Origin of the sequence: Ensifer sp. Root142 (genome assembly GCF_001426785.1) — a bacterium.
GTDB classification, from domain to species: Bacteria; Pseudomonadota; Alphaproteobacteria; order Rhizobiales; family Rhizobiaceae; genus Ensifer; species Ensifer canadensis.
Genome location: NZ_LMFK01000046.1, coordinates 39,451 through 56,848, shown reverse-complemented (window position 1 = coordinate 56,848; position 17,398 = coordinate 39,451). Strand labels below are relative to the sequence as shown.

The 17,398-nt window shown below is 63.1% G+C and carries 15 protein-coding genes; 8 read left to right on the top strand and 7 right to left on the bottom strand.

Annotation, left to right across the window (positions count from 1 at the left end; all coding sequences use genetic code 11):
- Window positions 1-52: 52 nt before the first annotated feature.
- The 3 genes from ASD52_RS30720 to ASD52_RS30710 all read right to left on the bottom strand — a co-directional run bounded on the left by ASD52_RS30720 (window position 53) and on the right by ASD52_RS30710 (window position 3,968).
- Entirely contained in the window at window positions 53-1,966 is a 1,914-nt protein-coding gene (locus tag ASD52_RS30720) for an autotransporter assembly complex family protein (RefSeq protein WP_025425022.1), read from the bottom strand.
- Between the two features lie 278 nt (window positions 1,967-2,244).
- Window positions 2,245-3,474, bottom strand: a complete 1,230-nt coding sequence (locus ASD52_RS30715) for an MFS transporter (RefSeq protein WP_057221811.1) — start codon at window positions 3,472-3,474, stop codon at window positions 2,245-2,247.
- 236 nt (window positions 3,475-3,710) lie between these two features.
- Window positions 3,711-3,968: a glycine zipper domain-containing protein gene (locus ASD52_RS30710; protein ID WP_025425020.1), complete on the bottom strand. Its 258-nt coding sequence runs from the start codon at window positions 3,966-3,968 to the stop codon at window positions 3,711-3,713.
- 432 nt (window positions 3,969-4,400) lie between these two features.
- Here ASD52_RS30710 and ASD52_RS30705 point away from each other — a divergent pair, with 432 nt between their 5' ends.
- From ASD52_RS30705 to hemA, 4 genes are all read left to right on the top strand, one after another.
- Window positions 4,401-4,889: a (2Fe-2S)-binding protein gene (locus tag ASD52_RS30705; protein ID WP_025425019.1), complete on the top strand. Its 489-nt coding sequence runs from the start codon at window positions 4,401-4,403 to the stop codon at window positions 4,887-4,889.
- Between the two features lie 83 nt (window positions 4,890-4,972).
- Window positions 4,973-7,321 carry a xanthine dehydrogenase family protein molybdopterin-binding subunit gene (locus ASD52_RS30700; RefSeq protein ID WP_057210822.1) on the top strand — a complete coding sequence of 783 codons (2,349 nt, stop codon included), beginning with the start codon at window positions 4,973-4,975 and terminating at the stop codon, window positions 7,319-7,321.
- Between the two features lie 15 nt (window positions 7,322-7,336).
- Window positions 7,337-8,134, top strand: coding sequence for a xanthine dehydrogenase family protein subunit M (locus ASD52_RS30695; protein ID WP_025425017.1), 798 nt, complete (start codon window positions 7,337-7,339; stop codon window positions 8,132-8,134).
- A gap of 225 nt (window positions 8,135-8,359) precedes the next feature.
- The gene (gene hemA / locus ASD52_RS30690) at window positions 8,360-9,574 is read left to right on the top strand and encodes a 5-aminolevulinate synthase (protein WP_025425016.1); all 1,215 of its coding nucleotides are present in this window, start codon (window positions 8,360-8,362) and stop codon (window positions 9,572-9,574) included.
- A 102-nt stretch (window positions 9,575-9,676) separates the two neighbouring features.
- Here the strand turns inward: hemA and dxr are convergent, their stop codons facing one another.
- Window positions 9,677-10,852, bottom strand: a complete 1,176-nt coding sequence (gene dxr, locus ASD52_RS30685; RefSeq protein WP_025425015.1) for a 1-deoxy-D-xylulose-5-phosphate reductoisomerase — start codon at window positions 10,850-10,852, stop codon at window positions 9,677-9,679.
- Between the two features lie 252 nt (window positions 10,853-11,104).
- On the opposite strand from dxr, the gene ASD52_RS30680 reads away from it, so the two are divergent.
- The 3 genes from ASD52_RS30680 to ASD52_RS30675 all read left to right on the top strand — a co-directional run bounded on the left by ASD52_RS30680 (window position 11,105) and on the right by ASD52_RS30675 (window position 12,746).
- Window positions 11,105-11,830, top strand: a complete 726-nt coding sequence (locus tag ASD52_RS30680; protein ID WP_057221774.1) for an META domain-containing protein — start codon at window positions 11,105-11,107, stop codon at window positions 11,828-11,830.
- 227 nt (window positions 11,831-12,057) lie between these two features.
- Window positions 12,058-12,219, top strand: a complete 162-nt coding sequence (locus ASD52_RS39495) for a Thivi_2564 family membrane protein (RefSeq protein ID WP_107027568.1) — start codon at window positions 12,058-12,060, stop codon at window positions 12,217-12,219.
- Between the two features lie 158 nt (window positions 12,220-12,377).
- Complete coding sequence (locus ASD52_RS30675; protein ID WP_025425013.1) at window positions 12,378-12,746, top strand: VOC family protein; 369 nt, start codon at window positions 12,378-12,380, stop codon at window positions 12,744-12,746.
- A 25-nt stretch (window positions 12,747-12,771) separates the two neighbouring features.
- On the opposite strand, the gene ASD52_RS30670 is transcribed toward ASD52_RS30675, so the two are convergent.
- On the bottom strand, window positions 12,772-14,601 hold the full coding sequence (locus tag ASD52_RS30670) for an ABC transporter ATP-binding protein (RefSeq protein ID WP_025425012.1): 1,830 nt from the start codon (window positions 14,599-14,601) through the stop codon (window positions 12,772-12,774).
- 44 nt (window positions 14,602-14,645) lie between these two features.
- On the bottom strand, window positions 14,646-15,845 hold the full coding sequence (locus tag ASD52_RS30665; RefSeq protein ID WP_057226506.1) for an aminotransferase class V-fold PLP-dependent enzyme: 1,200 nt from the start codon (window positions 15,843-15,845) through the stop codon (window positions 14,646-14,648).
- Between the two features lie 230 nt (window positions 15,846-16,075).
- Between ASD52_RS30665 and ASD52_RS30660 the strand changes: the two genes are divergently transcribed.
- The gene (locus ASD52_RS30660) at window positions 16,076-16,855 is read left to right on the top strand and encodes an IclR family transcriptional regulator (protein WP_051509186.1); all 780 of its coding nucleotides are present in this window, start codon (window positions 16,076-16,078) and stop codon (window positions 16,853-16,855) included.
- Window positions 16,856-16,874: 19 nt separating this feature from the next.
- On the opposite strand, the gene ASD52_RS30655 is transcribed toward ASD52_RS30660, so the two are convergent.
- Complete coding sequence (locus ASD52_RS30655) at window positions 16,875-17,366, bottom strand: RidA family protein (protein WP_025425009.1); 492 nt, start codon at window positions 17,364-17,366, stop codon at window positions 16,875-16,877.
- Window positions 17,367-17,398 lie beyond the last annotated feature (32 nt).

The following is a 17,398-nucleotide window of genomic DNA, read 5'->3' as shown; positions in this document are numbered from 1 at the left end:
TCGTGCGAAATTTGCCGGCTGCGGCGCAGAAATCGGCTGGAACCGGCGCGGATCAGAAGGATTGGCCGATACCGGCATAGATGCCGTAGCTGGTGCCGCCGGGATATTTGTTGAGCGGCATCGCCACATCGAGACGGATCGGTCCGAACGGCGTCTGATAGCGAAGGCCGATGCCGGCGCCGGCGCGAATGTCGGAGAAATCGGGCGTGGTGCTGGCAGACACGGTGCCGGCGTCGATGAAGGGCACGATGCCGATCGTGTCGGTGATGGCGATGCGCGCCTCGACCGAAGTGTTGACATAGGAGCGTCCGCCGGTCTCGTCGTTGTTGCTGTTGCGCGGGCTGATCTCCTGGTAGGAATAACCGCGCACCGAGCCGCCTCCGCCAAGATAGAAGCGGCGGTTTGCCGGTATGTCGGCAAGGCCGTCGCCGCCGACCAGAACGCCCGCACCGATCCTGCCGGCAAGAACGAAACGCTTCTCGTCGCCGAGCGCTTGGTAACCCGATGCCGCTGCTTCGAAGGACGAGAAGAAGGTCTGGCCCTTGATCTCGTAGCTTGGTTTGGCGTTGACCAACGCCCGGTAGCCCTCGGTCGCGTTCAGCTTGTCATCGCGGGTGTCGCGCACATATTCGAGCGGAATGGCAGCTGTCAGGTAGGAATTGGAGCCGAAGGCGTCGTCGATATTCGCCCAGCTCAGCTCGCCGCCACCGGAAAAGGTGTCGGTCGGCGACAGTTCGAATGTGGCGCCGGCCGCACCGGTCAGGATCTTGGCGCGATAGGCATCGGGATCCTGGATGTTGGCCTTGAGGCTTGCGGTGAAGGTCGAGGCCGGACCGAAGGCGCCGGGCTTGGCAAAGAGGATGCCCGCGGAATAGTCGAGCTTATCGAGTTCCTGGGTCTCGCCGATACGGTCGATCGAGCCCTCGACACGCAGCGATTCCGCACGGCCGAACAGATTGCGGTGTCCCCAGTAGCCGGAAAGCCCGAGACCGTCCGTGGTCGAGACCTGGGCGCCGAAGCCGAAATACTTGTGCTTGCCCTCGGACACCTCGATCTTCATCGGGATCGAGCCGTCGGGCGAAAGCGTGTTGGCTTCCTTGATGGTCACGCTCGAGAACACGCCGAGTTGACGCAGCCGCTCGGACGCCTTGCGGATGTCCTCGGGCGAATAGGGGCGGCCCTCGTTGAGCCGCGAATAATCGCGAACAAACCCCGGATCGACGGTCTTGGTTCCGGAAACGCTGACTTCGCCAACGGGCGCCACCGGCCCGCTTTCGGCTGATATCACCACGTCGACGGTCGAATCTGCATGATCGGCAACGACGCTGCGCTCGGTCAGCTTGGCAAGCGGCCGTCCCTGCTCGCGCAGATCGTTGACGACCTTTTCGCCGGCCTTGATGATCCGCGTCGAATCCGCCCGGGTTCCGAGCGCGAGATCGTAGTCGGCGGGATTGAGGCCGGCGGCGTCGCCTTCGAACTTGACCGAGCCTAGCGAAAACACCGGGCCCGGCGTCACCCTGACGGTGACGGGTATGGCCTTGCCGTCAGGGAAAGATGGATCGGGTGGCAGGCTGTCGATGTCCTGACCATTGATCTGGATTGCGACGGTGCCGCCGTATCGGGCCTTCTCATAGAGTGCCGCCAGCAGGCGGTCGCGGTCGTCGCGGGCGCGGATCGCAAGGCCAAGGTTGCCTGAAACCGGTTTTTCCTGGCCCTGGACCAGCTGCGAGCTGTTCTCAAGCGCCTCTTTCAATTCCTTGTCGTCGGTACCGGCGTCGAAGGTGAGGGTGTAGTTGACGGGGTCGATGACCTGGGCCGCGTCCTCGTCACCCTCGAAAAACTTCATGCCGAAGATCTTGAACGCATAGGCCTTGGTGACGGACATCGGGCCGAGCGCGCACGAGGCGGCAACGGCGAGCGCAGTCGCTGCCTTCCAGTACGCAATACTCGACCGTGGTGGGGACATTCGCTTCCGCATCCCGTCTTAAGGCGACCCAATACAAACTGCCTTCATGCGGCGGGGTCACTATTGCATGCCTAAGGTTTTCCATCTGTTAACGATGACGGCCGGCCGCATCCACCCCTGAGGCCCAGATTCCGGGTCGATTTCCCTGAAAAAGAGCCGGAATGTTGTCAACGCAGCACAAAAACCGGGCGCCGCCGCCACAACGTCGGCGGTGGCTCCGTGCTCGGGATTGCCGTTTGCGGGGTGTCAGATGGTCGCGCTGATGCGGTTGAATGGGGTCAAGCCGGTTCGGGCAGGCCCTGCAAACGGGGAACCTGGGAGGCGATGATCACCAGGAACTGGATGAGGAACCCGGTCGCCGCGACCACGAGGCAAGCCTTGACGCCGAAGTGGGTGGCGACGAGAGCGCCGAGCGCCGCGCCGATCGGCCTTGCGCCGAATGTCGCCGTGGTAATGAAGGCTGAAACCCGCCCCAGCATCGCGTTTGGGGTGATGGCCTGCCTGAGCGTGAGGGTGGCGATCGACCAGAGAATCGGCCCCGCACCGAAGAGAAAGAAGCTCACTCCCGCAAGCGCGCCGAGGGGGAACCAGACCGTCAGCAGCATGACGACGGCGGCGAGCAGACCACCGAGCGGACCGAGCGCGATCATGACGCCGAAGGGGATACGGCGCGCAAGTGTCGGGGCGGCATAGGCTCCGATCATCATTCCGGCTCCATAGATGCCGAGCGTGACACCGACGCCCGTTGCCGTCAGTCCGAGTGTGCGGACAGCATAGGCGACATAGACCGCCTGCAGCACGAACCAGGATGTGTTGAACACGACCGCGGAGACAAGTATCGGCCGCAGGAGCGCATGGCCGGCAAGGAAGCGTGCGCCTTCGATCAGGTCATCAAGCAGATTGCGTTGCGGCCCGGCCGCTTGCTCCTGTTCGCGAAGGCCGGCGAGCAGCACGACGGCGAGAAGGGAGAGCGTGGTGGCCGCAACATAGGCGAGCGAGGCACCGGTCCAGGCGATGATTGCTCCGCCGATTGCCGGACCACCGGAATAGGCGAGGCTGCGGGCAAGCTCCAGCCAGCGATTGGCGTCGGCGAGCTGCGTGCGCGGAACGATGGCCGGGATCAATGCCGGGGCGGCGACACTGTAGCAGACCGTTCCGATTGCGCCGACAAAACCCATGATCGCCAGAAGCGGCAGGGTGAGCATACCGCTCGCAATCAAAAGCAGAGTGGCGACCAGGGAGAGGGCACGCAGCATTTCCGAGAAGACCATTAGCATTCGCCGCGAGGCGCGGTCGACGAGCAGGCCGGCCGGAATGGAGAGCAGCAGAAACGGCAGCGTCTGGGCCATCTGCAGCCAGCCCGATTCCGCGGGGCCAGCCGAAAGCAGAAGGACTGCCGCAAGCGGTGCTGCGGCCAAGGCGATTTGCTCGGAGAATTGCGCAAACAGGTTGGACCAGGCGATGTGTTTGAAAGCTGGCGGCAAGGTAGTTGCAGGCGGTTTCAGCATGGAGTGGGCCTCGATCAAGCTATTTCGAGGCAGCTGACAGGATTGTGTTGTCGCGGGCCACCCGATTCCTGCGCGCTCGATACGGCTGCCGGGATCTGATGGCTGATCGGCAGATTGCCGAGACAGTCAGGAAAACGAAAACCCCTCACGGCAGGTGGCCATGAGGGGCGATGTTTCGTCCGGTCCGTCATTTGACAGGTGGACGTCGTGTCGATGTTGTCGACCGTCCTTGCGGCTTAGCGCGGGCAGGAGTCGATGTAGCGGCGGCCGTAGCGGTCGCGGTAGTAGCACTGGCCCGGCTGTTCGGTGACATGGCCGATGACCGCGCCCGAAACGCCGCCGATCGCAGCGCCCACAGCTGCGCCACGAACGTCACCGGTGATCGCGCCGCCGATGATCGCGCCCGAGACGGCGCCGATGCCGGCACCCTTTTCAGTCTGGGTGCAGCTCGCAACCGACAACGCAACCAGCACAAGTGCGATGGCTTTCTTCATTATTGTTCTCTCCGATCTCTACGGATTTCAGCCTGTCGCCTCGTCCGTCCCTGAGTGATTGGCGCAAAGACGAGATGTCTTTCTCCACTTGAACTTGCAAATTCAGAAAATAAACCGGCCGCTGTGAAAGTCTACAGGAGGTCTGGCGGATTCTCTTCGCCGCCAACATAATGATATCGTTCCTGAACGGGACATGAAGGCCCGATTTCAGCTAACACAACCATCACGCAAAATTTTTATCGCGCCTGACCCTTGGGCGGTTGCGACATTCCAAAAAAAGACAATGATACAAACAAGCCGCGGGAACCCGGAGGAGGGATATCGAGGCGAAGGGCATCGATAGCAGTTGGCGCGTACCTGGTCGCGTGAACAGATCATCACCCGGCTTACCGTTCGCGCTCGTGTTGGCATTGACCCACCCGGAGGAGCGAAATGGCGAAAATTACAATGACGGTCAACGGCCGTCAGGTGAGCGGTCAATGTGATGACCGGACGTTGCTGGTGCATTTCATTCGTGAGAACCTTGGGCTGTCCGGCACCCATGTCGGCTGCGACACGTCGCAATGCGGCGCGTGCGTCGTTCATATGGACGGAATGTCGGTCAAGAGCTGTTCCACCCTCGCTGCGCAGGCGGCGGGCTCACAGGTCACCACCATCGAAGGACTGGCCGCCAATGGCGAGCTGCACCCGGTGCAGGCCGCCTTCAAGGCCAATCATGGCCTGCAATGCGGTTTCTGCACACCCGGCATGGTGATGACAGCGGTCGACATGATCCGCCGGCATGGCGGGCAGCTCGATGAGGCGACCGTGCGCGCCGAACTCGACGGCAATATCTGTCGTTGCACCGGCTACCACAACATCGTCAAGGCGATCCTTGCGGCGGCAGCCGAGATGGGCGGCGCCCGCGTCGCTGCCGAATGAAGTCCGGCCCGCGGCGATGACGTTTCGCCGCGATCACATTTCACCGCAGGACTTTCGCTGGATATCTCGGGAGGAGATCGGCAATGGGCGTTGAAGGTATTGGCGCGCGGGTGGCGCGCAAGGAAGACAAACGGTTCCTGACCGGCAAGGGGCGCTATACGGACGACATGTCGGTGCCGGGCATGAAATATGCGATCTTCGTGCGCAGTCCCTATGCGCATGCGAAGATCAAGTCGATCGACGCGGCGGCGGCCAAGGCCATGCCCGGCGTGATCGGCGTGCTCGACGGCGAGCAACTGCTCGCCGACGGTATCGGCAATCTCATCTGCGGCTGGATGATCCATTCCAAGGACGGATCGCCGATGAAGATGGGCGCCTGGCGGCCGCTCGCGCACGAGACGGTGCGTTACGTCGGTGACGCCGTCGCCATCGTCGTTGCCGACAGCATTGCGGAAGCGAAGGATGCCGCCGAAGCCGTCGTCGTCGATTACCAGGAACTGCCCGTCGTCACCGATGCGACCAAGGCGCTGGAGCAGGGGCAGCCGCAGCTTCACCCGGAAGCACCCAACAACTTGATCTTCGACTGGCAGATCGGCGATGCCGCCGCCACCGACAAGGCGATCGCCTCGGCTGCGCATGTGACCGAGATCACTATCCACAACAACCGCCTGTCGCCGAACGCGATGGAGCCGCGCGCCACGCTCGGGATCTATGATGGCGGCGACGATCACTACACCTGCTACACCACCAGCCAGAACCCGCATGTGGCGCGGCTGGTGATGAGCGCGTTCTATAATGTCGCGCCCGAAAACAAGCTGCGTGTCATCGCGCCGGATGTCGGCGGCGGCTTCGGCTCGAAGATCTTTATCTATCCGGAAGAGGTCGTCTGTCTCTGGGCCTCCAAGCGTACCGGCGTGCCGGTGAAATGGACCTCCGACCGCACGGAAGCCTTCCTGACCGATGCGCATGGCCGCGACCACCACTCGAAGGTGAAGATGGCGTTCGATGCCAACAACCGGATCATCGGGCTGAAGGTCGATACGGTTGCCAATCTCGGCGCCTACATGTCGTTGTTCTCCTCGTCGGTGCCGACCTATCTCTATGCGACGCTCCTGTCGGGCCAGTACGACATACCGGCGATCCACGCCAATGTGCGCACCGTCTACACCAACACTGCCCCGGTCGATGCCTATCGCGGCGCTGGCCGCCCGGAAGCGACCTATCTCCTGGAGCGCACCATGGAGACGGCGGCGCGAGAGCTTGGAGTTTCGCCGGCGGAACTCCGGCGGATCAACTTCATCCGCACCTTCCCGCACCAGACGCCCGTCATCATGAATTACGATGCCGGCGATTACGAAACCTCGCTCAATGCCGCGATGCAGGCCTCCGACTGGAACGGGTTTGCTGCCCGCAAGGCGGAAGCCGCTAAACGCGGGATGAAGCGCGGCATTGGCATGAGCTGCTATATCGAGGCCTGCGGCATCGCGCCGTCGGCGGCGGTCGGCTCGCTCGGTGCCGGCGTCGGTCTCTGGGAATCGGCCGAGGTCCGAGTCAATGCCGTCGGCACCATCGAGGTTCTGACCGGGTCGCACAGCCACGGGCAGGGGCATGAAACCACCTTCGCCCAACTGGTCGCCGATCGCTTCGGCGTGCCGATCGACAGCGTCAACATCGTCCACGGCGACACCGACAAGGTGCAGATGGGCATGGGCACCTACGGCTCGCGCTCGGGGGCGGTCGGCATGTCGGCCGTCGTCAAGGCGCTCGACAAGGTTGAAGCCAAGGCGAAGAAGATCGCCGCCCACCTGATGGAGGCGGATGAAAGCGACATCGTCATCGAGAACGGCGAACTCAAGGTCGCCGGCACCGACAAGACGGTACCGTGGTTCCAGATGGCGCTTGCCGCCTATACCGCCCACAACCTGCCGCCGGGCATGGAGCCGGGGCTGAAAGAGGGCGCGTTCTACGATCCGGCCAACTTCACCTTCCCCGCCGGCTGCTACATCTGCGAAGTGGAGGTCGATCCCGATACGGGGCAGACCAAGATCATCCAGTTCGTCGCCGCCGACGATTTCGGCAACATCATCAACCCGATGATCGTCGAGGGGCAGGTGCATGGCGGCCTGGCGCAGGGCATCGGCCAGGCGCTGCTCGAGGGCGTTCACTACGATCCGGCAAACGGCCAGCTCTTGACGGCAAGCTACATGGATTATGCCATGCCGCGGGCCGACGACCTGCCGTCATTCACGGTCTCGACCTCGAACACGCCCTGCCCGAACAATCCGCTCGGGATCAAGGGCTGCGGCGAGGCCGGCGCCATCGGCTCSCCGCCGGCGCTGATCAACGCCATCACCGACGCCATCGGCAACAACCGGCTGACGATGCCGGCGACGCCGCAAAAGGTGTGGGCTGCCGCCCATGCCGCAAACTGAGCGGGAGGACGTGTCATGTACGAGACCCATTATCACCGGGCGTCCTCTATCCAGGATGCCGTCAAACTCAAGCAGGCCGCAGGCGAGGGCAAATATCTCTCCGGCGGGATGACGCTGATCCCGACGATGAAGCAGCGGCTTGCCGCACCGACCGACCTCATCGATCTCAGGCATGTCGCGGAAATGAAGGGCATCAAGGTGACGGGGCGAACCGTGAGGATCGGTGCTGCGGCCACCCATTTCGACGTGGCGTCCTCCGCCGAGCTGGCGGCCGTGTGCCCGGCGATCTCAGGGCTTGCCAGCCATATCGGCGACCCGCATGTGCGCCACATGGGCACGATCGGCGGCTCCATCGCCAACAACGATCCGGCTGCCGACTACCCTTCGGCGATGCTGGCGCTCGATGCGACCATTGTCACCGATAGGCGGGAAATTGCCGCCGGCGATTTCTTCACCGGTCTTTTCGAGACCGCGCTCGAAGACGGCGAACTGGTGACCGCGATCGCCTTCGAGGCTCCGGCAAAGGCAGCCTACCAGAAGTTCGCCAACCCGGCCTCGCGCTACGCCATGACCGGCGTCTTCGTCGTGCGCCGGGACAATGGCGATGTTCGCGTCGCGGTGACGGGGGCCGGATCGAGTGGCGTCTTCCGGCACAAGGACATGGAGGCGGCGCTTTCGTCGCAGTGGTCGCCGGATGCGCTTGCCAATGTGCCGGTCGACGCTTCCGACCTGCTTTCCGACATCCACGCGGATGCCGCCTATCGCGCCAATCTGGTCAAGGTGATGGCAAAACGCGCGGTGGCTGCAGCATGAGCAATGCGGGCCTGTCTTGATGCGTCAAAAAGGGCGGTTTCGGCCGCCCTTTTTTCGTCCAAGCTTGACTTCGATCAAGCTTGGAGGGATTTACATGCGCTAAGGCTTTCTTTGGAACGGTTCAAAACTAGAGGCCTTTTGCCGCAGGCGGCGGCCGCGTCGCATTGCGGGGTTGACCCCCGGTCGCTTTGAATCAAAAAAAGCGGCAGGGCACTGGAGAAGATGATGGATTTCGAGAATTTCTTTAAAACCGAGCTGGACGGGCTGCATCAGGAAGGTCGCTACCGGGTTTTCGCCGATATCGCTCGCCATCGCGGCAACTTTCCGAAGGCCGCGCGCCACACGGCTGAAGGCATTCAGGAAGTCACCGTCTGGTGTTCCAACGACTATCTCGGCATGGGCCAGCACACCATCGTCACCGAGGCGATGAAACGCGCCATCGACGAATGCGGCGCCGGTGCCGGCGGCACCCGCAACATTTCCGGAACCAACCACTACCATGTGCTGCTCGAGCGCGAGCTCGCAGATCTGCATGGCAAGGAATCGGCGCTTCTGTTCACCTCGGGTTACGTGTCCAACTGGGCCGCCCTTGGAACGCTCTGTTCGAAGATTCCCGGTGTCATCGTCTTCTCAGACGCCGGGAACCACGCTTCGATGATCGAGGGGATTCGTCATTCCAAGTGCGAACGCGTCATCTTCAAGCACAACTCGGTGGCCGACCTCGAAGCCAAGCTTGCCGCAGCCGATCCGCGCGCGCCGAAGATCATTGCCTTTGAATCCGTCTATTCGATGGATGGCGACATTGCCCCGATCAAGGAGCTCTGCGATCTCGCCGACAAATACGGCGCGATGACCTATCTCGACGAAGTGCACGCCGTCGGCATATACGGCCCGCGTGGCGGCGGTATCGCCGAGCGCGAAGGCCTGATGCATCGCCTCACCGTCATCGAAGGCACGCTCGGCAAGGCCTTCGGCGTCATGGGCGGCTACATCACCGGCTCGACGGCGCTTTGCGATTTCATCCGCTCCTTTGCTTCGGGCTTCATCTTCACGACGGCGCTGCCACCGACGCTTGCGGCCGGTGCGCTTGCCTCCATCCGTCATCTGAAGGAAAGCCAGATCGAACGCTTCGCCCATCAGGAGCGCGTGCGCCGGCTGCGCTCGCTGCTCGACCAGCGCGGCATTCCGCATATGCCGAACCCGAGCCATATCGTGCCGGTCATGGTCGGCGACGCCGCCAAGTGCAAGTGGATCTCCGACCTGCTGCTCGACCATTTTGGCGTCTATGTGCAGCCGATCAACTACCCGACGGTGCCGACGAAGACCGAGCGCCTGCGCATCACTCCGACGCCGCTGCATTCGGATGCCGATATCGACCATCTGGTCGGCGCGCTGCATTCGCTGTGGTCGCGCTGCGCGCTGGCACGGGCCGTCGCGTAAGGCTTCACTTATCTTTCGAGAAATCTGCCCCTAACCTTCTCTCCGCGTGCGGGGAGAAAGTGGCGGCAGCCGGATGAGGGGCGGGAACGCCCGATCAGCAAACTATCGGATCAGCCCGGCAGCCAGTTGTCGGGCTTTTTCGTCGGCGGCAAAGACATCGTCCATGGTGACGGCCGCAGGCAGGTCCGAGAGCTTGTCCATTACCTGCTCGACAATTTCGGCCATGTCCAGGAACCCGGCCCGACCGGCGATGAAGGCTTCCAGCGCCGTCTCCTTGGCGCCGTTCAGCACGGCCCCCTGCACGCCGCCCTGTTCCATGGCGCGGCGCGCCAGGCGGATTGCCGGAAACCTGATTTCATCGGGCGCTTCGAAATCGAGGCGCGACAGCTTGGCGAAGTCGAGCCGTTCGATCGGCAGGTCGCAGCGGCTGGGATAGGAGAGCGCATAGCCGATGGCGGTGCGCATGTCGGGGCAGCCGAGCTGCGCCAGCACCGAGCCATCGGTGTAGCCGACCATCGAGTGGATGACCGACTGCGGATGCACGATCACCTCGATCTGCTCCGGCCTGAGGCCGAACAGGTGCTTGGCTTCGATCATCTCCAGCGCCTTGTTGAACATCGAGGCGCTGTCGATCGAGATCTTCAGACCCATCGACCAGTTCGGATGGGCGCGGGCGACGTCGGCCGTCACGTGGCGCATCTCTTCGAGTGTCTTGGTGCGGAAGGGGCCGCCGGAGGCTGTGAGGATGATGCGCTCGACGGCATGGCGCTGGTGCTCTTCCAGCACCTGGAAGATGGCGTTGTGTTCGCTATCGACCGGCAAGAGGCGGCCGCCGCCCTTCCTGACCGCTTCGATGAACAGGCTGCCGGCGGAAACCAGGCATTCCTTGTTGGCAAGCGCGATGTCGGCGCCGCGGCTTGCGGCGGCCAGCGTCGGGGCAAGTCCGGCATTGCCGACGATTGCCGCCATCACCCAGCCGGCGTCGCGCTCCGCCGCCTCGATCAGGCCGCTCCTGCCTGACGCAACCTCAATGCCGGTGCCGGAGAGCGCTGTCTTCAGGCTGGCGTAATGGCTGTCGTCGGCGGTAACGGCAAGCTCTGCGCCGTGGACAATCGCCTGCTGCGCCAGCAGCGGAATGTTGCCGTTTCCGGTCAGAGCGACGATCTCGAAACTGTCGCGACCGCCCAGCCGCTCGACGACATCGAGCGTATTGGTGCCGATGGAGCCGGTCGAGCCCAGGATCGTCAGTCGGCGCTTCGCGTTTTCGCGGGATGCCATGCCAATTCCCATGTTCTTGTTCGTTCTTCCAGCCTTACAGCGGGGCGGGGGCGCAAGCGCCCGGCCGAGCGCCTAACGCTCGCTCCGACAGAGGGAAGCCGCGTTTTGGTTTTGCCGAAAACCGATGCCGATCTTCATTGTATGCGCTAGGCTCTACAGGCGAAATCGACGTGCAACAAGGGCGCGGTCTTCAATCCGGCGTGTGATCGGGCTAAGAATCGGACGACGAGTCGAAGCGCGAAGGAGTTCCCGATGCTGAAAGTCGCCACCGCCCTTTCCTGCGCCTGCGTGCTGATCGAAATGGCCTCAATGCAGACGGTCGCTGCCGAAAACGTGCCGCAACAGCTTGTCGGCATCTGGCTTGCCGAAGATATCGCCGGCCGCGGGGTGATCGACAATCTTCAGTCGACGCTGGAGATCCGCGACGATGGAACCTATGGCGGCATGGCCGGCTGCAACCACTTTACCGGTACTTTCAGCCTTTCCGGTGCGAAGATCACCTTCGGCCCGGCGGCCTCGACCCGCAAGATGTGCGTGCCGGCGGTGATGGATCAGGAACAGAAATTCCTGGCGGCACTGCGCACCGAGCTTTCCTGGGATGTCGAAGGGTCGAAACTGGTCCTCGGCAAGTCGGCCGGCGCGCCGGCGCTGACGCTGGCGTCGATGGCAGCGGGCGGATCGGGCAGTGTCGATGTCACGATTTCGGTTCCGGGGGCAGAGACCGTCGATCGCCAGTCGGCGCGCTATGACTGCGGCGGCAAGACGGTCGAAGCCGAATACATCAATGCCGGCCCGGCCTCATTGGTGACCTTCACCCTCGACGGCAACTTCACCGTCGCCTCTAACGTGATTTCCGCATCGGGTGCCAAGTATGCCGGCGGCCAGTATATCTGGTGGACGAAAGGTGACGAGGCAACGCTCTACGATGCGACGAAGGGCGAGAATGATGCCGGGATCGCCTGCAAGGCGGCCGGCTGACACCCTTCTCCCGATCTTCCATGCAATCAACGCTGATGAGCCAGTCGTGCGCGGCATGATCGCCGCGAGCTCTGATTTCGTGTGCGCGGAACTGCTGCCAGTCGGCAGGGACGGAGGCCGGAACCCAGCCTTATCTAAATAAGTATTTGCCAGTATTGGAACTTTTCGGCTCGCCTCATAGTTACAACTCAGACGACTTCGCGTCGCCTTGAAAAGGGAGTTTGTCTATGGGGCTTCTTATCAGCATTCTGATCACGTTCCTCGTCATCGTGCTCGTGCTTTATCTGGTTCAGCGCCTGCCGCTGGACGGCCGGGCGAAACAGATCGTGCAGGCTATCGTGCTCGTTATCGGTATCATCTCGCTGTTGAAATATCTGGCCGTCTTCTGACGCAGACGCCGACCTCAGTGGTTAGCATGGTCCGACAAGGCCGCCGGCTCCATCCTCGGAGCGGCGGCTTTTTTGCGCCGGGCATGATTTCGATGCTGACAAAAGCTGACAGTGGCACGCGCTAGCTTGCGACCATCGAACAACGGAGATGATCGACGATGCTGACCCCGAACCTCATCCTGCTTTACGTGGAAGATCCTGAACAGAGCGCCGCCTTCTACACACGGCTGCTTGGCCGTGGGCCGGTTGCGGCCTTTCCGGCCTACGTCGCCTATGCCCTCGATAACGGCCTGAACTTCAGCCTCTGGTCCACCAAGGCCGCGAACTTCGTCTCCTCCGGTTCGGGCCACCGGATGGAGATCGCCTTCATGGTCAAGGACGACGCCGAGGTCGAGCGGCTTTACGCGGAATGGCGCAAGGCTGGGATCCCGATCGAGCAGGACCTGATGACCGCCGTCTTCGGCCGCACCTTTGTCGCGCTCGATCCCGATGGCCATCGCCTGCGCGTCTGCACGCCAGACAAGTGACGGCGCGGTTTTAAGCGCCCGCTTTCTACACTTGCACGAAGTGCTCCGCCGAAATCTGGCGGTACTGCCGCTCGCCCACGACATAGTCGGGCGCGCGCATCGGGCTCTTGATCTCGTCGCTGGCGACATTGCGCCTGGTGTGCCGCCGGGTCGGATCGGCGATCGGCACGGCTGCCATCAGCTTGCGGGTGTAGGGGTGCTGCGGGTTTTCGAAGATATCGGTGCGCGGGCCGATCTCGACGATCTCGCCGAGATACATTACCGCGACACGGTGGCTGACGCGTTCGACGACGGCCATGTCGTGCGAGATGAAGAGATAGGCAAGGCCGAGGCTCGCCTGCAGGTCGAGCAGAAGGTTGATGACCTGCGCCTTGATCGAGACGTCGAGGGCCGAGACCGATTCGTCGGCAACGATGACCTTCGGATCGAGCGCCAGCGCCCGCGCAATGCAGACACGCTGGCGCTGTCCGCCGGAGAATTCATGCGGGTAGCGCGCGGCCATGTCGGCCTGCAGGCCGACGCGCTCCAGCAGGTCGGCGACCTTGTCGCGGGCCTGGCTCGCGGTGCCGAGCTTGTGCTCGAGATAGGGTTCGGCGATCGCAGCCCCCACGGTCATGCGAGGATTGAGGCTGGCGAAGGGATCCTGGAAGATCATCTGCATGGTCCGGCGCATTTCGCGCAAGCGTTTGCGATCCATGGCCAGCACGTCCTGGCCGTTGAGAACGACCGACCCGCTCTGCGGTTCGATCAGCCGCATGATGGCGCGACCGGTGGTCGACTTGCCGCAGCCGGATTCGCCGACGAGCGACAGCGTTTCGCCCGGCTGCAGGCTGAAGGAGACGTTTTCGATGGCGTGCACGCGGCCCTGCAGCTTGCCGAGCAGCCCGGCATGAATGTCGAAGCGCTTGACGAGGTTTTTCACCTCAAGGATCGGGCGGGTCTGAGCGACCGTGCTCGTTCCCTCGGCCGGCGTATCCGGCAGGCCAGTGACGCTGTCGATAACAGGAAAACGCAGCGGCTGCGGCTTGCCCTTCATCGAGCCGAGCATCGGTACGGCCGAGAGAAGTGCGCGGGTATAGGGATGTTTGGCGCGCAGGAAGATGTCGTCCGTCCGGCCGGTTTCCACCGCTTCGCCGCGGAACATCACCACGGTGCGGTCGGCGATCTCCGCAACCACGCCCATGTCGTGGGTGATGAACAGGACGGACGTTCCTTCCTCCTCCTGCAGCACCTTGATGAGGTCGAGGATCTGTCCCTGGATCGTCACGTCGAGGGCGGTCGTCGGCTCGTCGGCGATCAGGAGCTTCGGACGGCTGGCAAGCGCCATGGCGATCATGACGCGCTGGCGCATGCCGCCGGAGAAGCGGTGCGGGTATTCGTCGAAACGGGAAGCGGCCGACGGGATCCTGACCTTGTCGAGCAGGCGAATGGTCTCGGCCTTCGCTTCCGCCTTGCTCATCGGTCGATGGCAGAGCAGCGCTTCGGAAATCTGGTCGCCGATGGTGAACAGCGGGTTCAGGCTGGTCATCGGCTCCTGGAAGATCATCGCCACTTCGTTGCCGCGCACGCGGCGCATGTCGCTTTCCGGCAGATCGAGGATGTTGCAGCCGCCGAGCATGACTCGCCCTTCGGTTCGGCTCATGTCCTTCTGCAGCAGGCGCATGATCGAAAGGGACGTCACGCTCTTGCCCGAGCCGGATTCACCGACGATCGCCACCGTCTCTCCCGGCATGACCGAGAACGAGATGTCCCGCACCACAGGCTTCCAGGCGCCGTCGACCAGAAACGAGGTTGTCAGGTTCTCGACCGAAAGCACAGCTTTCGACGGATCGGTGGCAGCGTCGGTGCGGGTCATGTCTCACATTCCTTGTCGTTCTGCACGGGGTGGGCGGATCGGTCTCAGTCGGGCCAGCGCAACAGGCCGGCGAAGCGGCGGGCATTGCGCTCATGAAGCGGCGTGGCGATGATCTCGTTGGAGCTGCGCGCCTTTGTCAGCTCCTCGGAAAGGCGGTCTGCCACGATGGTTTCCTGGCCGGGGTGCAGGTTGCAGGGGTCGAGATAGAAGTAATTGTGCTCGACCTCGTGGTCGCGCACGATGATCGGCGGCTGACCGCGCGCCAGCGCATCGGCGAGATCCCAGGCGGTGATGTGGGCTTCCTGCGGATCGATGGTGACGCGCAGGCGGTCGAGCGGATTGCCGGTCGGGTCAGCTTCGATCACGTGCTTGACGCCCGGGCGGCCGTCGAGCGTGTCGCGCCAGAGATGGAGATAGCCGGCCTCGCGGTCGCGGATCCCCTGGTGGTCGCGCGTTTCCCAGGCGATGAGGGCTGCCATCACGCCGAGCATGCTTTCCTTGCCGACCTTCATGCCGCGGCCGATGCCGAGGTTCTGCAGGAAGGCGTTGCGCACCAGCGTCTTTTCGCCGGCGACGATGCCGGAGGTCGGGCCGCCCAGGAATTTGTGACCGGAATAGAGGACGATGTCCGCGCCCTGTTCGAGGAAGATCTTCAGATCATATTCGGATGCGGCATCGACGATGACCGGCACGCCCTTGGCATGGCAGGCCTCGGCGAATTCCTTGAGCCCGATAAGGCCGTACTGAACCACATGGTGGGAGACGACATAGATGGCAGCCGCCGTGCGCTCGTTGATGGCGGCTTCGATGTGATAGCGATAGGCCGACGTCGCCTGGCCGACGAGCACCGGCTTGCCGCCGGCAATGCGGATCGCCTGGTCGACCGGCGCACCATAGCTGACGACATGGCCCATCTGGATGATGACTTCGTTCTTCAAGCCCGTGGCATCGGGCAGGCGCTCGATCGCGGCGAGGTCGTTGCCGGTCATGGTGCCGGCGACTGCAAGGCTGATGCCGGCGGAGCAGGAGGCGGTGATGAAGCCGGCCTCGGCGCCCGTCAGCCGGGCAATCACCGGGCTGATCTTGCGCTGCAGGTCGTTGATCTCGACGAATTGCGGCAGTATGCCTGTCATCGCGGCGATCGCTTCCGGAACCACGATCGATGCGCCGAGGCTGGTCATCGTGCCGGATACGTTGATAACGGGCCGAAGTCCGAGAGCTTCGCGGATGTCGCGGTCAGGCATGGTGGTCTCCATATGATTTTCTGGCAGTCGGAACAGGTTAAGCTATTCCGTTTTCGCGGAATATCTACCATAGTAATGAGATATGAACGGGCCGTTTCGGATCGCCGAACCGGCCGTTGTCGCGGGTGAGACGGAAAGCCGTTGCTGACCGCCCATCTGATGCGAATTTCGAATTGCATGGGAGTAGACCCTTGGACAAGACGACGATTGCCGCCGAAGCCGGCGACGACATGGAGCCGACCGGCAAGACCCGCCGTTCGCGCGTAAGCGGCATGGATCGGGCATTGCAGGTGCTCGACTTCCTCTACGAGACCGGTTCTCCGAGCGGCGTCTACGCGATTGCCAAAGCGGTCGGCGCGCCGCTGTCGACGGCCTATGTCATCGTCGACGACATGGTGGAAAAGAACCTGCTCAGCCGCGATGCCGACGGCCAGGTCTGGCTCGGTGACAGGCTCTACCATTACGGTCTCGCCTATGCGCGCTCGCTCGATTTCCTCGGCGTGGCGACGCGGGAGATGCATGATCTCGGTCGCGAGGTTGCCGAAACCATCCAGCTCTGCGGTCGCGACGGCGACTACATGCAGGTGCTCGCCATGGCGGACGGCCCCGGCCATTTCCAGGTGACATCCAGGGTCGGCACCCGGGTGCCGCTTAACTGGACGGCCTCCGGACGATTGCTGGTCGGCCATCTGCCCTCCGACGAGAGGTTGGAGCTGTTCCGCCGTTGCGCCCGCACATCGCCGACGGGCCGGGCCGATGTAGATCCGGCCGCACTGTCGAGCCAGGCCGAGACGGCGCTTGCCGCCAAGCTTTCGATCCAGGCCGGTGAATCCGACTATGCGGTCGCCTGCGTCGCCGCCCCGATCCTCGACGACAAGGGCAGCTGCGTCGCGACCATCTCCATCGTTCTGCCCGAACAGAAGATCGTCGACGATCGCAACTTCTACGCCGATCACGTCAGGGTTTCCGCCGAGCGGATCGAGAAGATGATGGGCTGGCGCAGCCATTGATCCGACCTCCCTTAAACCGTCACTCGTGAAGCGAGACGATCGCTTCGATCTCGACGGTGATGTTGCCGGGAAGCGATCCGAAACCGACGGCCGAGCGGGCATGCTGCCCCGCTTCGCCGAAGACGTCGATCAGCAGGTCGGAGCAACCATTGATCACCTGCGGATGATCGGCGAAGTCCGGTACGGCGTTGACCATGCCGAGGAGCTTGACGATGCGCTTGACGCGGCCGAGATCGCCGAGCGCATCATGCATCACCGCCAGCAGATTGATGCCCGTCAGCCGCGCGTGCTCATAGGCGCTTTCAACGTCGACGTCGGCGCCGACCTTGCCGGCATGCAGGTGGCCGTCGACCTCGCGCGGGCCCTGTCCGGAGAGGTAGAGAATGTTGCCCTCCTGAACATGGGTGACGAAGTTGGCGATCGGCGGCGGTGCCGGGGGCAGGTCGATGCCGAGGGCTGCAAGCCTCTGGTAGGGCGAAGCCGGCACACGGCCCTTGGTCTTATGGTCCAAACTGTTCACGCGATATCCTGCCAGTTTCTGTG

Excerpts from the sequence above, each read along its gene's own strand:
- ASD52_RS30720 (WP_025425022.1), bottom strand. The coding sequence starts at position 1,966 with ATGTCCCCACCACGGTCGAGTATTGCGTACTGGAAGGCAGCGACTGCG.
- ASD52_RS30715 (WP_057221811.1), bottom strand. The coding sequence starts at position 3,474 with ATGCTGAAACCGCCTGCAACTACCTTGCCGCCAGCTTTCAAACACATC.
- ASD52_RS30710 (WP_025425020.1), bottom strand. The coding sequence starts at position 3,968 with ATGAAGAAAGCCATCGCACTTGTGCTGGTTGCGTTGTCGGTTGCGAGC.
- ASD52_RS30705 (WP_025425019.1), top strand. The coding sequence starts at position 4,401 with ATGGCGAAAATTACAATGACGGTCAACGGCCGTCAGGTGAGCGGTCAA.
- ASD52_RS30695 (WP_025425017.1), top strand. The coding sequence starts at position 7,337 with ATGTACGAGACCCATTATCACCGGGCGTCCTCTATCCAGGATGCCGTC.
- hemA (WP_025425016.1), top strand. The coding sequence starts at position 8,360 with ATGGATTTCGAGAATTTCTTTAAAACCGAGCTGGACGGGCTGCATCAG.
- dxr (WP_025425015.1), bottom strand. The coding sequence starts at position 10,852 with ATGGCATCCCGCGAAAACGCGAAGCGCCGACTGACGATCCTGGGCTCG.
- ASD52_RS30680 (WP_057221774.1), top strand. The coding sequence starts at position 11,105 with ATGCTGAAAGTCGCCACCGCCCTTTCCTGCGCCTGCGTGCTGATCGAA.
- ASD52_RS39495 (WP_107027568.1), top strand. The coding sequence starts at position 12,058 with ATGGGGCTTCTTATCAGCATTCTGATCACGTTCCTCGTCATCGTGCTC.
- ASD52_RS30675 (WP_025425013.1), top strand. The coding sequence starts at position 12,378 with ATGCTGACCCCGAACCTCATCCTGCTTTACGTGGAAGATCCTGAACAG.
- ASD52_RS30670 (WP_025425012.1), bottom strand. The coding sequence starts at position 14,601 with ATGACCCGCACCGACGCTGCCACCGATCCGTCGAAAGCTGTGCTTTCG.
- ASD52_RS30665 (WP_057226506.1), bottom strand. The coding sequence starts at position 15,845 with ATGCCTGACCGCGACATCCGCGAAGCTCTCGGACTTCGGCCCGTTATC.
- ASD52_RS30660 (WP_051509186.1), top strand. The coding sequence starts at position 16,076 with ATGGAGCCGACCGGCAAGACCCGCCGTTCGCGCGTAAGCGGCATGGAT.